This window comes from Nocardioides agri, assembly GCF_013778305.1.
Classification (GTDB): Bacteria; Actinomycetota; Actinomycetes; order Propionibacteriales; family Nocardioidaceae; genus Nocardioides; species Nocardioides agri.
The window spans coordinates 231271-246368 of record NZ_JACEIC010000001.1 but is presented as its reverse complement, the minus strand read 5'-3'; the positions used below and the strand labels follow the sequence as shown (position 1 = coordinate 246368).

Sequence of the window (15098 nt, the reverse complement as noted above, 5' to 3'; positions counted from 1 at the left end):
CAACCCGCCGACAGGAAAGGTGACGTTGAAGTTCGGGCGAGCCGACCGGAGGCCGGCAAGCAACGCCAGCCCGCGCCCGCCCCACCCGCCTCGCTGCCTATCGGTCCACACCGGCGCTAACCCGCAAGCCGAAGCTCAGCGCCCCTGCTGCGCCACCCACGAGGCGTACAACGACGCGTAGACGGAGCCGTCCTGCTGGGCCAGCTCGGCGTGCGGGCCGCGTTGGACGATCCGGCCGCGGTCGACGACGACGACCTCGTCGGCGCGTTCGGCGGTGGTGAGGCGGTGGGCGATCGTGACCGACGTACGGCCGGTCATCAGGCGCTCGAGGGCCTGCCCGATGCGCATCTCGAGAGCCGGGTCGACGGCGCTGGTGGCCTCGTCGAGGACGAGCAGGTCGGGGTCGGCGAGCTGGGCGCGCCACAGGGCGACGAGCTGGCGCTCGCCGGCGGAGAGCGACTCGCCGCGCTGGCCCACCTGGGTCGCGATGCCGCGCGGCAGCCCGGCGAGCCAGTCGCCGAGACCGATCGCGTCGGCGGCGGCGACGATCTCCTCGTCGGTGGCGTCGAGGCGGCCGTAGCGGACGTTGGCGGCGACGGTGTCGTCGAAGAGGAAGCCCTCCTGCGGCACCAGCACGACGCTGCGCCGCAGCGACTGCTGCGAGATCGACCGGACGTCGACGCCGTCGAGCAGCACGGCGCCCTCCGTCGGGTCCATCAGCCGGGTGAGCAGCTTGGCGATGGTGGACTTGCCGGAGCCGGTCTCCCCCACGACCGCGACCCGGCGCCCGGCCGGGATCTCGAGGTCGATGTCGCGCAGCACCGGCGGGCCTCCGGGGTAGGCGAACAGCACGTGCCGGAAGCACACGTCGGCCGCGCGGTGCGGCAGGGTCGCGCCGTCCGGCCCGGGGTCGACCAGGTCGGCCGGGGTGTCGAGGATGCCGATCACGCGCCGCCAGCTGACGATCGCGTTCTGGGCGTCGGTGAGGATCTGGGTGCCCATCTGCACGGGCCCCACGAACAGGGTGACGAGGTAGGCGAAGGCGAGCACGGTGCCGGCGGTGATGTCGCCGGCGAACCCGAGCCAGACGCCGACCACGATCACACCGGCGTTGGCGAGGCCGGCGGAGACGCCGCCGAGGGAGAACGAGAACGCGGTGAAGCCCTGCGCCCGGGTGCTGGCGGCCTTGTACTCGTCGATCGCCTCGTCGATGCGAGCCTGCGTGCGGTCCTCGACGGCGTAGGAGCGGACGACGGCCGCGCCGACCACGGGCTCGGCGATCGCGGAGAGCATCACGCCGACCTGGCCGCGCACGACGCCGTAGGCCGCGGACAGCTTCTGCTGGAAGTAACGCAGCGACAGGAACAGCGGGGCGAAGCAGACCCAGACGACCAGGGCGAGCTGCCAGCTGTAGATGACCATCACGACCGTCGCGACCAGCACCTGCCCGACGCTGACGATGAGGAGCAGGCCACCGAACACGAGGAACTGGCTGACCTGGTCGACGTCGCTGGTGACGCGCGAGACGAGCGCGCCGCGGCGCTCGGTGTTCTGGGTGAGCAGCGGGAGGTCGTGGACGTGCCGGAACGCCTTGATCCGCAGGGTCGCGAGTCCGCGCTCGGAGGTCGCGAAGAGCCGCCGCGTCATCGCGTACGACGCCCAGCTCGTCAGCGAGATCGCCAACGCTGCCGCGATCCCCATCTCGACCACGTAGGAGACGTCCGGGCCGCCGGGCGCGTTGAGCCCGTGGTCGACGGTGCGCTGCACGGTGACCGGCACGATGACCTGGCCGATCGACGCGATGAGCGCGAGCAGGAGCGTGACCCGGAAACCCTCGGTGAGCTCCGGGGAGTAGTGGATGCCGCGGCGCAGCGTCGCGATCGCGCCGATCTGCTCGCCGGTGTCGAGGGCCGTGCCGGTGGTGCTCATTCGGCCTCCCCCACGAGCTCGGCGGCGACCTCGTAGGCGTTGACCAGGTGGGCGTACGCCGGGCTGCGCGCGAGCAGCTCGTCGTGCGTGCCGCGGTCGGCCACCCGCCCGTCCTCGAGGTGCACGACCTCGTCGGCGAGCGCGATCGTCGCCTTGCGGTAGGCGACGACCACCAGGGTCGACTCCTGCGCGCCGGAGCGCAGCGCTTCGAGGATGCGGGCCTCGACCTCGGGGTCGACGGCCGAGGTGGCGTCGTCGAGGACCAGGAGGCGCGGCCGGCGGACCAGCGCGCGGGCCAGCGAGATCCGCTGCCGCTGGCCGCCCGAGAGCGAGGTGCCGCGCTCGCCGAGGCGGGTGTCGAGCCCGTGGGGCAGCGCCGCCACGAACCCGTCTGCCTGCGCGGCGCGCAGCGCCTCCCACACCGCCCCGTCGGGGACGTCCGCCCCGAGCGTGACGTTGCCGCGGACGGTGTCGTCGAAGAGGAACGCGGTCTGCGGCACCAGCGAGACGACGCTCGCCAGCTCGCCCTGCGCGAGCTCGCGCAGGTCGGTGCCGTCGAGCAGCACCGCCCCCTCGTCGGGGTCGACCAGGCGCGTCATCAGGCCGGTGAGGGTGCTCTTGCCGGAGGCGGTGGCCCCGACGAGCGCGACCGTGCGACCCGGCTCGGCGGTGAAGCTGACGTCGTCGAGCAGCGACTGCTCGGGGTCGTAGCGGTAGCCGAGGTGGCGCACCTCCAGCCGCGCGCCCCCGGCCGAGCGGGTGGCGGGCTCGGCGCCGTAGGTCATCTCGCCGGTCGCCTCGAGCACGTGCTGCACGCGCTCGTAGCCGACCACGCTGCGCGGGAACTCACCGAGCAGCCACCCGATCGAGCGGATCGGGAAGGACACGATCGTCAGCAGGTAGGAGACGGTGACGACGGCACCGGGGTCCGTCGCACCGCTGACCACGCGGGCGACCCCGACCGCCAGCACGACCAGCACGCCGAGACTGGGCAGCGCGGCGAGGATCGGGTCGAACGCCGCGCGGATCCGGCCGGCGCGGATGTTGACGTCGCGCAGCCGCAGCGCGATCTCCGCGAAGCGGTCGGTCTCCTCCGCCTCGCGGCCGAGGGTCTTGACCACCATCGCGCCGTCGAAGGACTCGTGCGCGACCTCGCTGAGCTCGGCACGCAGCTGCTGGGCCTTGGTCATCAAGGGCGAGGCGTAGTGCTGGTAGCCCAGGTTGGCGACCACGACCGCCGGGAAGACCAGCAGGCCGACCATCGCCAGCACGAGGTCGGCCGCGAACATCTGGGCGATGGCGATCACCATCATCGCGACGGTGCCCACCGCCATCGGCAGCGGCGCGATCGGGCCCCAGGCCGCCTCGACGTCGGAGTTGGCGTTGGAGAGCAGCTGGCCCGTCGGGTGCCGCTGGTGCCACTCCATCGGGAGGGAGAGGTACTGGCGGGTGACGGCGCGACGGGTGTGGGCCTGCATGCGGTACTGCATGACGCCTGCGCCGAGCCGGCGCGCGACGATGCCGACGGCACGCAGGATCGCGACGCCGAGGAAGAGCGCGACCACCGCGAGCAGCAGCTCCGGCGCGATCTCGCCGGTGTCGAACGCCGGCAGCACCACGTGGTCGGTGGCCCAGCCCAGCACCCACGCATCCGCCACGGTGAGGGCACCGAAGAGGACGCTGCCCAGCGTCGAGACCGCGAAGATCCACGGCTCGCGCTTGATGGCGACCCAGAGCACGCGGAAGCCGTCGGAGGTCGTCCCCCGCCTGCTGCGTCGCTCGCTCACCACACCCCGCCTCACCCGTGCGCCTGCGGGGAACCCGCGGCCCGCCCAGGCTATTCCCACCCACCGACCATTCACCGACATCGGGACGAGCGGCGTCGACATCGCCCTATGCTCGCCAGCATGACGGAGTCACTCGCGCGCCGCGAACGCGCCGCGCTCTGCGACCTGGCGCTCGAGGTCGGGGCCGACGCGCCGACCCTCTGCGAGGGTTGGACGGCCAGCGACCTGGTCGCGCACCTCCTGGTCCGCGAGCGCAACCCGGTCGCCTCGCTCGGCAACGTCCTCGAGTCGATGGCGCCGCGGGCCGAGTCGGCGATGGCGAAGCAGCAGGCGGAGGGGTACGACGCCATGGTGGCGACGTTGCGCACCCCGCCCGCCCCGCTGCGGATCCTGCCGTTCGTGGACCGGATCATGAACGGGTTCGAGTACCTCGTGCACCACGAGGACCTGCGCCGCGGCGTCGACGGCTGGCAGCCGCGCAGCCTCGACCCGGCCGACGTCGACGCGCTGTGGTCCCAGCTGAGCCGCGGCGCGTCGTTCTTCGGCCGCAAGCTCCCCGGGCCGACGGTGCTGCGCCGCCGCGACACCGGCGCCACCGCGGTCGTCCGCAAGGGCGCCGATCCGGTGACGATCAGCGGCGAGGTCCTCGAGCTGGTCCTCTTCCTCTTCGGTCGCTCCGCGACGGTCGGACTGGAGTTCGACGGGCCGGAGGCGGCCGTCGCAGCGGTGCGCGAAGCCGACCTGGGGGCTTGAGAGCCGCTACCGTCGGCTCATGAGGGCCGCGCTCGCCGTGCTCGCCGCCGGTGCCGTCCTGACCGCCTGCTCGGGGTCGGACCCCGAGAAGCCGGAGGCGGAGCCGAGCGCGTCGGCAGTCCCGACGCCGCTCGACGGCGAGCCCGTGGGCATCGCCGACGTGGACGGCCGGCCGTGGGTCGTGCTGGTCGGCGACGGCGCCGTGCTGACCGGCGACGCGACCCGGGTGAAGGTCGGAGACGCGCCGCTGCGGATCGTCGACACCCCGGCGGGCGTGTGGGTGAGCGTCATCCACGACGGCACCGTGGTGCGCATCGACCCGGCGACCGGCGAGGTGGACCGTCGGGTGAAGGTCCGGCCCGCGGGCAGCGAGCCGGAGGGCCTGGCCTGGGACGGCAGCAGCCTGTGGGTCGTCGACCAGGCCGGCGAGCGTGTGCTGGAGCTCGACGGCGACGGCCGGCTGCAGGCGTCGTACGACGTCGGGCAGGCGCCGTGGCTGGTGGGGGCGGGCGACTCCGGTGTCTTCGTCACCAACTACGGCGGGACCTCGGTCTCGCGGGTGGCCGACGGCGAGGCGACGACCGTGCCCGTCGTCGGCTGCGTCGGGGCTCAGGGCGTGGTCGAGGCGGCCGGCAAGGTGTGGGTGTCGTGCACGGTCAGCCACAAGGTCGTGGTCCTCGACCCGGCGACCCTGGAGCAGCTGGGCGAGGTCACCGACCTCACCGATGCCGACGCCGTGGTCGCCGACGGCACGACCGTCTACGTCGTCGGGCAGAGCGGGCCGACCGTCTACGCCATCGACGCGGAGAGCGAGGAGCTCGTCTCCACCACCCGGCTCGGTGACACCGCGGCCACGCAGGAGAACGTCGGCGCCGCGGTCGTCGGGACCGACCTGGTCGTGACCCACCCGGACGTCGGGCTGTTCACGCTCCCGCTGGGCTGACCTCCCCCTACACTGCCGCTACCCCAACCGCGGAGGCTCCCCATGTGGGTCTGGATCATCGTCGGCCTCGTCGTCCTCGCCGCAGTCGTCTACGCGCTGTGGCCGCGCAAGGGCGGCATCGACGACGCGCGTGCCTTCAGCGCCCGGCAGTCCACCATCGGCAGCATCGAGAAGGACCACAACACCAACCGGAACCAGTTCCCGCCCTGGTGACGACGCTCAGCGCACCGGGTGACCCGCGGCCGCCAGCGCCTGCTTGACGTCGGCGATCCGCAGCGTGCCGAAGTGGAACACGGTCGCGGCCAGCACCGCGTCCGCACCGGCCTCGACCGCGGGCGGGAAGTGCTCGGTGGCGCCGGCGCCGCCGGAGGCGATGATCGGGACGGTGACCTCACGGCGTACGGCGCGGATCAGCTCCAGGTCGAACCCGTCCTGGGTGCCGTCGGCGTCCATCGCATTGAGCAGGATCTCCCCCGCGCCGAGCTCGGCCGCCCGCACGGCCCACTCGATGGCGTCCAGCCCCGCCGACTTCCGGCCACCGTGGGTGGTCACCTCGAAGCCGGAGGGCGTGCCGGCCGCGCGGCGGGCGTCGACCGACAGCACCAGCACCTGGTTGCCGAAGCGGTCCGCGATCTCCGCGACCAGCTCGGGCCGGTGGATCGCCGCGGTGTTGACCGCGACCTTGTCGGCGCCGGCGCGCAGCAGCCGGTCGACGTCGTCGACGCTGCCGACGCCGCCGCCGACCGTGAGCGGGATGAAGACCTCCTCGGCGCACCGCGAGACGATCTCCATCGTCGTGGCCCGACCCTCGTGGGAGGCGGAGATGTCGAGGAACGTCAGCTCGTCGGCGCCCTCGGCGTCGTAGGCGCGGGCCAGCTCGACCGGGTCACCGGCGTCGCGGAGCTCCTTGAAGTTGATGCCCTTGACGACGCGTCCGGCGTCGACGTCCAGGCACGGGATCACGCGGACGGCGAGGCTCATGCCCGGCCCTGCGTCAGCGCGAGCGCGTCCTCGAGGCTGAAGCGGCCCTCGTAGAGCGCGGTGCCGGCGATCGCGCCCTCGACGCCCTCGGGGACGAGCTCCATGAGCGCGCGGATGTCGTCGAGCGTGGTCACGCCGCCGGAGGCGACGACCGGCGCCGACGTGGCGGCGCAGACGTCGCGCAGAAGCTGCAGGTTGGGGCCCTGGAGCATCCCGTCCTTGTTGACGTCGGTGACGACGTAGCGTGCGCACCCCTCGGAGTCGAGGCGGGCGAGGGTCTCGTAGAGGTCGCCGCCCTCCTGGGTCCAGCCGCGGGCGGCGAGGGTGCGGCCCCGGACGTCGAGGCCGATCGCGATCCGGTCGCCGTGCTCCGCGATCACCCGGGCGCACCACTCGGGCTGCTCGAGCGCGGCGGTGCCGATGTTGACGCGCCGGCAGCCGGTGGCCAGCGCCGCCTCGAGCGAGGCGTCGTCGCGGATGCCGCCGCTCATCTCGACCTTGATGTCGAGCGCCCCGACGATCTCGGCCAGGATCCCGCGGTTCTCTCCGCGACCGAACGCCGCGTCGAGGTCGACGAGGTGCAGCCACTCCGCGCCGGCGTCCTGCCAGCGCTGCGCGGCGGCGAGCGGGTCGCCGTACACCCGCTCGGAGCCGGCGACACCTTGGGCGAGCTGGACGGCGCGGCCCTCCGTGACGTCGACGGCGGGCAGCAGCTCGAGGTAGTCGGACATGTTCCCTCAGTTCTTGGTCATCAGGATGTGGACGAGCGGGCCGACCAGCGCGGTCAGGACGAGCGCGAGGATCCGGACCGCCCAGTCGCCGGAGGCGAGCCAGACGAGCACGTTGAGCACGAGGAACGCGAGGACCAGCAGCCGGGTCTGGGTACGCCGCCGGTCGGCGAGCACGCCGGACGGGCCGCGACGCTTCTTGGGCAGCCGCGACGCGACCGCCCGGCGACGGGCCTCGCGGCGCTCGTGGCGCTCGGCCTCGGCGGCCTTCGCGGCGGCGAGGACGGCCGCCTCCCGCTCGCGCTCGGCCCGGCGCTGGGCACGCTCCTTGCTCATCGCGCGCTCACGACAGGGACCCGACCCAGTTGCGCAGCAGCGCGGCACCGGCGTCGCCGGACTTCTCCGGGTGGAACTGCGTGGCCGACAGCGGCCCGTTCTCGACGGCGGCCACGAACCGGTCGCCGCCGTGCTCCGCCCAAGTGACCAGTGGCGCCCGGGTGCGGTCGTTGGTGACGAGGGTCCAGTCGCGGACGCCGTAGGAGTGCACGAAGTAGAAGCGCTGGTCCTCGATGCCCGCGAAGAGGCCGGTGCCGTCGGGGACGTCGACGGTGTTCCAGCCCATGTGCGGGACGACCGGCGCCTGCAGCCGCTCGACGACGCCGGGCCACTCGTCGCAGCCGTCGGTCTCGACGCCGTGCTCCACCCCGCGTGCGAAGAGGATCTGCATGCCGACGCAGATGCCGAGCACCGGGCGACCGCCGGAGAGGCGTCGCCCGATGACCCGCTCGCCCTTGATCGCGCGCAGGCCTGCCATGCAGGCGGCGTAGGCGCCGACGCCGGGGACCACGAGCCCGTCGGCGTTCAGGGCCGCGTCGAAGTCGCTGGTGAGCGTCACCGCCGCGCCGGCGCGCTCGACTGCGCGCACGGCGGAGCGGAGGTTCCCCGACCCGTAGTCGAGGACCACGACGTGCGGTTGGCTCACAGAGCGCCCTTGGTGCTGGGGATCCCCGTCTCGCGCGGGTCGAGCGCGATCGCGTCGCGGAGGGCGCGCGCGAACGCCTTGAACTGCGTCTCGACGATGTGGTGCGGCTCGCGACCGGCCAGCACCCGCACGTGCAGCGCGAAGTGCCCGTGGAAGGCGATCGACTCGAAGACGTGCTGGGTGAGGGACCCCAGGAACGCCGGCGTGGTGCCGCCGAGCTGGACGTACTGCTGGCCCTCGGGCTCGCCGGTGTGCACGCAGTAGGGGCGGCCGGACACGTCGACGACCGCCTGCACGAGCGCCTCGTCGAGCGGCACGGTCGCGTCGCCGAACCGGCGTACGCCGGCCTTGTCGCCGAGCGCCTCGCGCAGCGCCTGGCCGAGCACGATCGCGGTGTCCTCGACGGTGTGGTGCGCGTCGATGTGGGTGTCACCGGCGGTCTGGACGGTCAGGTCGACCAGGGAGTGCCGGGCGAAGGCGGTGAGCATGTGGTCGTAGAAGCCGACGCCGGTCGAGATGTCGTGGCGGCCGGTGCCGTCGAGGTCGACCTCGACCAGGACCTTCGACTCGCTGGTCTGCCGCTCGATGCGCGCGGTGCGACTCATGCCTGCTCCTCCATCACCTGGGACAGTGCGTCCTTGAAAGCGTCCATCTCGTGCGCCGTGCCGATCGACACGCGCAGCCACCCGTCGGGGCCGACCTCGCGGATCAGCACACCCCGCTCGAGCAGCCCCTGCCACACAGCATGACGGTCGCCGAAGGTGCCGAACAACGCGAAATTGGCGTCGCTGTCGGCCACCGTCAGCCCCTGCGCCCGCAGCCACCCGACCGTGCGGTCGCGCTCGGCGCGGAGCTCGTCGACCCTGCCGAGCAGCTCGGGGGCGTGCCGCAGCGCCGCCAGCGCGGTCGCCTGGGTGACCGCCGAGAGGTGGTAGGGCAGCCGGACCACGCGGATCGCGTCGCAGATCGCCGGGTCGGCGGCGAGGTAGCCCAGCCGCAGCCCAGCGGCCGCGAACGCCTTGCTCATGGTGCGGGTGACGACCAGGTTGCGGTGCTCGGGCAGGAGCTCGAGCGCGCTGGGCACGCCCGTGCGGCGGAACTCGCCGTACGCCTCGTCGACGACGACGATGCCGTCGTCGCCCGCGGCCTTGCACAGCAGCCCGACGGCGTCGGGCGGGAGCGCGGTGCCGGTCGGGTTGTTCGGGCTGGGCAGCAGCACCACGCTCGGCCGCTCGCGCTCGACGGCCTCGCGGGCGGCGTCGAGGTCGAGGCTGAAGTCCTCGGCGCGCCGGCCCTGCACCCAGGCGGTCGAGGCGTCGCGGGCGTACTCGGGATACATCGAGTAGGTCGGTGCGAAGCTCATGGCTGTGCGCCCGGGGCCGCCGAAGGCCTGCAGGAGCTGGAGCATGACCTCGTTGGAGCCGTTGGCCGCCCACACCTGCTCGGCGGTGACGCCGTGCGGGGTGTCCTTGGAGAGGTACGCCGCCAGCGCGGTGCGCAGCTCGACGTGCTCGCGGTCGGGGTAGCGGTTGAGAGTGGTCGCCGCAGCGCGCACGGCCGTGGCGATGTCGTCGGCGCAGGCGTCGGAGGGGCCGTAGGGGTTCTCGTTGGTGTTGAGCTGCACCGGCACGTCGAGCTGCGGCGCGCCGTACGGCTGGAGGCCCCGCAGCTCCTCCCGGATCGGAGGCCAGGTCATGACTGGAACCGCACCGACACCGCGGCGCCGTGACCCGGCAGGTCCTCGGCGTTCGCGAGCGTGACGACGTGGTCGGCGACCTCGGCGAGCGCCTCGCGGGAGTAGTCGACGACGTGCACCGACCTGGTGAACGCGCGCACCGAGAGGCCGCTGCTGTGGCAGGCGCAGCCGGCGGTCGGCAGCACGTGGTTGGAGCCGGCGCAGTAGTCGCCGAGGCTGACCGGCGCGTGCGGCCCGACGAAGATCGCACCGGCGTTGCGCACCCGCGCGGCCCAGCCGGCGGCGTCCTCGGTGTGGATCTCGAGGTGCTCGGCGGCGTAGGCGTTGACCACGTCGAGGCCCTGCTCGAGATCGTCGACGAGCACGATGCCCGACTGCGGGCCCGACAGGCTGGTGCGGATCCGCTCGACGTGCTTGGTCACCGAGACCTGCTTGTCGAGCTCGGCCTCGACCTCGGTGGCCAGGCGCTCGCTCGGCGTCACGAGCACGGACGCCGCGAGCGGGTCGTGCTCGGCCTGGCTGATCAGGTCGGCGGCGACGTACGCCGCGTCGCCGGTGTCGTCGGCGAGGATGGCGATCTCGGTGGGCCCGGCCTCGGAGTCGATGCCGACCTGGCCCTTGAGCAGCCGCTTCGCGGTGACCGTGTAGATGTTGCCCGGGCCGGTGACCAGGTCGACCTTGGCGCACGGGCCGACGCCGTAGGCGAACATCGCGATCGCCTGGGCGCCGCCCACGGCGTAGACCTCCTCGACGCCGAGCAGCGCACAGGCCGCCAGGATCGTGGGGTGCACGGCGCCGCCGAACGCCTTCTGCGGCGGGCTGGCCAGCGCGATCGAGCCGACGCCGGCGGTCTGCGCGGGCACGACGTTCATCAGCACGCTGGAGACCAGCGGTGCCAGGCCCCCGGGGACGTAGAGGCCGACCCGGTCGATCGGCACCTTGCGGTGCGTGACCCGGGCGCCCGGGCCGAGGTCGGTGACCGCGTCGTGCTCGAGCTCGTTGGCGCAGGTCGCCCGCAGCCGCCGGATCGACTCGTCGAGCCCCGCGCGGATGGCCGGGTCGAGCCCGTCGAGCGCCTCGGCCAGCGCCTCCGGGGCGACCCGGATGTCGTCGACCGTGACGCCGTCGAAGCGCTCGCCGTACTCCCGGATCGCATCCAGGCCGCGCGTGCGCACCGCCTCGCAGATCGCATGCACCGCCGGCACCGCCGCTTCGACGTCGAAGTCGGCTCGGGGCACGGCTGCGCGGTAGTCGACCGTCGCCCGGTCCACGCCCCGCAGGTCGATGCGCTGGATCATGCGTCCGATTCTACGAGCGGTCGCCTGTCCTGCCTGATCGGCGACAGTGGCTGGACTACGTTGATGCCGTGGCCGACACACTCCCGATGTTCCCGCTGAACGCGGTGCTCTTCCCGGGGATCAGCGTGCCGCTGCACGTCTTCGAGGACCGCTACCGGGCGCTGGTGCACCACCTGCTGCGCGAGCCGGACCCCACGAAGCGGGTGTTCGCGAGCGTGGCGATCCGGGAGGGCTACGAGATCGGCGACCACGGCGCCCAGTCGCTCTACCGGGTCGGCGTCCGGCTGCAGCTGACCGACGTGGAGGCCCACGAGGACGGCACCTTCGACGTGGTCGCCGTCGGGATGGAGCGCATCGAGCTGCAACGGCTCGACCCGAGCGGCACGTTCCCGGTCGGGCACGTCGAGCCGCACCCCGACCCCGAGTCGGCGGTGCCGGAGTCTGTCCTCGAGCGAGCCCGGGCCGCGTTCACCGCCTACCGCGCCGCGCTCACCGCGCTGCGCAGCGACCCCTACGAGGGCTCGCTCCCCCGCGACCCGACCTACCTCTCCTGGACGCTGGCCGCGCTCGCACCGCTGCCGATGTCGGAGCGGCAGACCCTGCTCGAGGCCGACGACGCCGGCGAGCGGCTGGTGCTGCTCACCGACCTCCTGCGGGCCGAGCTGCGGGCGATGAACGTGATCCCGTCCCTGCCCGCCACCGAGGTCGCGCGCACCCGGTGGTCGCCGAACTAGCCGAGAGACCCGATGGCCAAGAAGAAGTCCGCGGGCGGCACCCCCGCCACGGTCGCACTGACCCGCGCGGAGCTGCCGTTCAGCCTGCACGAGTACGACCACGACCCCCGCGCCACGTCGTACGGGCTGGAGGCCGCCGAGGCACTGGGCCTGGAGCCGGAGCGGGTGTTCAAGACGCTGATGGCGAACGTCGACGGCCGGCTGGCGGTCGGCATCGTGCCGGTCTCCGGCCAGCTCGACCTCAAGGCCCTGGCCCGCGCGCTGGGCGGCAGCAAGGCCGCGATGGCCGACGTGGCCGCCGCCGAGCGGGCGACCGGGTACGTCGCCGGCGGGATCTCCCCCGTCGGCCAGAAGCGCGCGCACCCGACCGTGCTCGACGAGTCCGCCGCCGGCTTCGACACGATCTACGTCTCCGGCGGCCGGCGCGGGCTCGACCTCGGGATCGCGCCGGACGACCTGGTCACGGCCACCGGCGCGATCCTGGCCCCGATCAGTCGGACGTGATCTCGATCATTGAGTTCAGCCAGCGTTGACGGTCGCGAACTTGAAGGAGAAGTCAGGGGTCGACATCCCGTTGACGTCCATAAGGCTCTGCTCCTCAACGCAGTCACCGCCCGCCTTGCGGACGAACCGGCCGCTGAACACGACCTCGTCGCCCTCTTCAAGGTCCGCGAGGTCGGCGTACATCTTGCTGCTCGGAGCGATCAGCGTGTCGGAGCCGATGTCCGACAGCGAGTTGTTCCAGGTCTGCACGGAGACGTCGTCGGCGATCGAGATGGCGAGGACTGCGGCGTCGCCGCCGAGCTCGGTCTCGACGGACTCGACGGTGCCATGCCATCCCTCGACAGCGAGCGAAGGACCGAGCAGCGAGCAGATCGACGTGCCGCGCTCCTTGCGGGCCTGGACGACCGCGATCTCGTTCCCGGAGTCTGCGGCGTCCTGTCCGGTCTCGACGATGGCGAGGAACTGGTCCTGGACCGACTCCTGCGGCTCCTCGGCCGGCTCCCCGGCCGGCTCCTCGGCCTCCTCCTCGGCCGGCTCGGCGGCCGGCTCGGCGGCCGGCTCCGCGGCCGGCTCCGCGGCATCGTCGTCAGACTTGTCGACGGTGTCGCTCGCTGCCGGCGTGGCGATGTCGTCCGACGGATCCGACTCCATCGCGGAGCCGATCGTCCCGATCAGCATCAGCGCGGCGAACGCCGCGAGCACGCCGGTCAGAACCTTGTGACGGGCGAACCAGTTCGGCGTCGTGGTCGCGCCACCGACGGCCGGAACCGCAGTCGTGGCGGCGCCGACTCCATGTGCGGGAGCGGAGTGCTCGGTCCACGCCGTGCCGTCCCAGTAGCGCAGAAGGTCGGGACGCGAGGCGTCTGGGTACCACCCCGCGGGGGTCTGTGCTTGATCCATGGTCGTACTCCTCGTGCGACCGGCGCGCGCACGATGGGCGCCGGGGGTGGGTGTCGCACACGCCGGCGCAAGCGCCGGCCTGCGGACGGGACAGGGCCCGTCGCACGGCGCAGCCCGGTCACGGGCCGGCTTTGGCCGTCACTGGGAGTTCGGCACGAAGCAGAAATTCCTGAGAGATCGCCGCCCGGCGCGATCCTGGCCCCGATCAGTCGGACGTGATCTTCAGGACCGCGTGCGCGGTCTCCTCGTCCCGCCAGGCACTGAGCCCGAGCGCGTCGAGCGGCTCGAGGTTGTCGCGCAGCTCCTGGTCGTCGCCGGCGAGGTCGGCGATCCAGTCGTCGCCGCCGTCGAGGTCGATGAAGAGGATCGCGGCCGCGCCGTCGGCGTGCTCGATCACCCGACCGAACGTGTCCGTGCCACCGAGGTCGCCGTCCTCGACCAGCTGGGCGCGGTAGCCGGCGTCCGGGCCCACCGCGACGGCGGCATCGCCCGGGTCGCTGTCGAGGACGCCGTCGTCGGCGCCGGCCGCTGCCGTGCGCAGCTTGTCGAGCACGCCGTCGATCTCGGCCGGGTCGCCGATGATCTTCACGCCGATGCCGGGCAGCTCCGTCGAGCCGCTGTCGAGGGCGGTCGGGTCGAAGTCGGGTCCGATGGCGAGCGCCAGCGCGTCACCGACGACGGCCTCGGCGTCCTCGGGCAGGTCGATGCCGAGCGTGTTGGTGACCTCGTCGACCAGGTCACCGACCGAGCCTCCCTCGGTCTGGGCGATCTGCTCGAGGAGGTCGTCGACCCAGCCCTCCCCGAAGCTCAGGGCGAGCGCGGCAACCGTGTCGGCCGGCAGCGAGGACGCCACCTCACCCGCGTCGTCGCCGCCGGTGAGCCCGCGGCCGACCGTGGTCGAGTCGGCGGCGACCTCGAGCTCGACCCCACCGTCGTCGAAGCGGATCGTCGCAGCGGCGCCCCGGAAGTCCTCGAGCGCCTTCGTCGCCTCGTCCGGCACCGGCATCGTGTCGTCGGGCCCGATGGAGGAGCCGGAGCAGACGACCGCACCGTCGTCGTCCGTGGTGCAGTCCGTCGCGAAGTCCTCGCCGGAGGTCACGCCGGTGAGCTGGTCGGCCATGAGCGCGCCGGCCTCGGGGGCGGCGTACATCGAGATCACGCCGCTGTCGCCGACCTCGCCGGTCCAGCGCCGGTAGTCGTCGTCGTCGGCGAGCGTGCCCTTCGCCGCGTCGTCGGCGACCTGCTGGGCGATGTCCTCGGTCTCGGCCAGCAGCACCCAGCCGTCCTCGATCACCCACGCGCCCTCGTCGGGCGTGGCGCCGTTGCAGTCCCGCAGGGCGGTGAGCCCCTGGTCGGCCCCGTCCTCGTCGCTCACCTGGAGCACGAAGACCGCGGCCGGGTCGTCGGCGCCGACGTCGACGGCGGCCAGGCCGAAGCGGTCGCCGAGCCACGGCTCGATGTCGTCGGCGTAGTCGAGGTCGTCGCACTCGCCCTGGATCTCGTCGTAGATCCACTCGCGGATGTCGTCGTCGGCGTCGAGCCCGACGTGCTCCTCGAAGGCGGGGAACTTGCGCAGGGTGCGCAATGCCTCGATCTTCTGGCCACCGCTGGGGTCGAGGTCGACGCTGACGTAGGCGATCGTGGAGCCGGGCAGGGCCTCGGCCGGCTGCGCGCCGGTCGAGAAGAACGACCAGGCTGCCCACGAGGCGCCGGCGACGCCCACGGCGGCGACCGCCCCCACGACGGCCAGCAGCCCACGGCGGCCGCCCCGGTCCGGCGGCAGCGGCTTGCCGCCGCCGAAGTCGAGGGTCTCGGGCGGTCCCGAGGGAGGCGGACCGGCCGGCGCGTCGAAGGACATGCGCG

Annotated in this window: 16 protein-coding genes; 5 read left to right on the top strand and 11 right to left on the bottom strand. The window is 73.1% G+C overall.

Annotated elements, in window-relative coordinates; all coding sequences use genetic code 11:
- Window positions 1-135: 135 nt before the first annotated feature.
- Together HZF07_RS01385 and HZF07_RS01380 are read right to left on the bottom strand one after the other, a co-directional pair.
- A complete protein-coding gene (locus HZF07_RS01385) occupies window positions 136-1929 on the bottom strand; it encodes an ABC transporter ATP-binding protein (protein WP_157346408.1) in 1794 nt (597 codons plus the stop codon).
- Window positions 1926-3716 (bottom strand): ABC transporter ATP-binding protein, encoded by a 1791-nt coding sequence (locus HZF07_RS01380; RefSeq protein WP_309504217.1) that lies wholly within the window; start codon window positions 3714-3716, stop codon window positions 1926-1928. Before HZF07_RS01380 ends, HZF07_RS01385 begins: the two co-directional genes overlap by 4 nt.
- 120 nt (window positions 3717-3836) lie before the next feature.
- Here HZF07_RS01380 and HZF07_RS01375 point away from each other — a divergent pair, with 120 nt between their 5' ends.
- The 3 genes from HZF07_RS01375 to HZF07_RS01365 are packed head-to-tail and all read left to right on the top strand — an operon-like array spanning window position 3837 to window position 5625.
- Window positions 3837-4469: a TIGR03085 family metal-binding protein gene (locus HZF07_RS01375; RefSeq protein ID WP_157346406.1), complete on the top strand. Its 633-nt coding sequence runs from the start codon at window positions 3837-3839 to the stop codon at window positions 4467-4469.
- A gap of 19 nt (window positions 4470-4488) precedes the next feature.
- A complete protein-coding gene (locus HZF07_RS01370; RefSeq protein WP_157346404.1) occupies window positions 4489-5412 on the top strand; it encodes an NHL repeat-containing protein in 924 nt (307 codons plus the stop codon).
- Between the two features lie 42 nt (window positions 5413-5454).
- Window positions 5455-5625: a hypothetical protein gene (locus HZF07_RS01365; protein ID WP_157346402.1), complete on the top strand. Its 171-nt coding sequence runs from the start codon at window positions 5455-5457 to the stop codon at window positions 5623-5625.
- 6 nt (window positions 5626-5631) lie between these two features.
- Here HZF07_RS01365 and hisF read toward each other — a convergent pair whose 3' ends face one another.
- Genes hisF through hisD form a run of 7 tightly spaced genes read right to left on the bottom strand, consistent with a single transcriptional unit; the run spans window position 5632 to window position 11097 of the window.
- A complete protein-coding gene (gene hisF, locus HZF07_RS01360) occupies window positions 5632-6393 on the bottom strand; it encodes an imidazole glycerol phosphate synthase subunit HisF (RefSeq protein ID WP_157346401.1) in 762 nt (253 codons plus the stop codon).
- Window positions 6390-7124: a bifunctional 1-(5-phosphoribosyl)-5-((5-phosphoribosylamino)methylideneamino)imidazole-4-carboxamide isomerase/phosphoribosylanthranilate isomerase PriA gene (priA, locus tag HZF07_RS01355; RefSeq protein WP_157346399.1), complete on the bottom strand. Its 735-nt coding sequence runs from the start codon at window positions 7122-7124 to the stop codon at window positions 6390-6392. Before priA ends, hisF begins: the two co-directional genes overlap by 4 nt.
- 6 nt (window positions 7125-7130) lie before the next feature.
- Window positions 7131-7457: a hypothetical protein gene (locus tag HZF07_RS01350; protein WP_157346397.1), complete on the bottom strand. Its 327-nt coding sequence runs from the start codon at window positions 7455-7457 to the stop codon at window positions 7131-7133.
- Window positions 7458-7464: 7 nt separating this feature from the next.
- A complete protein-coding gene (gene hisH / locus HZF07_RS01345) occupies window positions 7465-8103 on the bottom strand; it encodes an imidazole glycerol phosphate synthase subunit HisH (RefSeq protein ID WP_181644627.1) in 639 nt (212 codons plus the stop codon).
- A complete protein-coding gene (gene hisB / locus HZF07_RS01340) occupies window positions 8100-8708 on the bottom strand; it encodes an imidazoleglycerol-phosphate dehydratase HisB (protein WP_157346395.1) in 609 nt (202 codons plus the stop codon). The genes hisH and hisB overlap by 4 nt, the downstream gene beginning before the upstream one ends.
- A complete protein-coding gene (locus HZF07_RS01335; protein WP_157346393.1) occupies window positions 8705-9799 on the bottom strand; it encodes a histidinol-phosphate transaminase in 1095 nt (364 codons plus the stop codon). Before HZF07_RS01335 ends, hisB begins: the two co-directional genes overlap by 4 nt.
- Window positions 9796-11097 (bottom strand): histidinol dehydrogenase, encoded by a 1302-nt coding sequence (hisD, locus tag HZF07_RS01330; RefSeq protein ID WP_157346391.1) that lies wholly within the window; start codon window positions 11095-11097, stop codon window positions 9796-9798. The genes HZF07_RS01335 and hisD overlap by 4 nt, the downstream gene beginning before the upstream one ends.
- A 68-nt stretch (window positions 11098-11165) precedes the next feature.
- Here hisD and HZF07_RS01325 point away from each other — a divergent pair, with 68 nt between their 5' ends.
- Window positions 11166-11831 (top strand): LON peptidase substrate-binding domain-containing protein, encoded by a 666-nt coding sequence (locus HZF07_RS01325; protein WP_181644626.1) that lies wholly within the window; start codon window positions 11166-11168, stop codon window positions 11829-11831.
- Window positions 11832-11843: 12 nt separating this feature from the next.
- Window positions 11844-12335 carry a Cys-tRNA(Pro) deacylase gene (gene ybaK / locus HZF07_RS01320; protein ID WP_157346388.1) on the top strand — a complete coding sequence of 164 codons (492 nt, stop codon included), beginning with the start codon at window positions 11844-11846 and terminating at the stop codon, window positions 12333-12335.
- 15 nt (window positions 12336-12350) lie between these two features.
- On the opposite strand, the gene HZF07_RS23450 is transcribed toward ybaK, so the two are convergent.
- Window positions 12351-13235, bottom strand: coding sequence for a DUF2510 domain-containing protein (locus tag HZF07_RS23450; RefSeq protein WP_198346515.1), 885 nt, complete (start codon window positions 13233-13235; stop codon window positions 12351-12353).
- 205 nt (window positions 13236-13440) lie between these two features.
- Window positions 13441-15093, bottom strand: a complete 1653-nt coding sequence (locus tag HZF07_RS01310) for a DUF3352 domain-containing protein (protein ID WP_157346386.1) — start codon at window positions 15091-15093, stop codon at window positions 13441-13443.
- Window positions 15094-15098 lie beyond the last annotated feature (5 nt).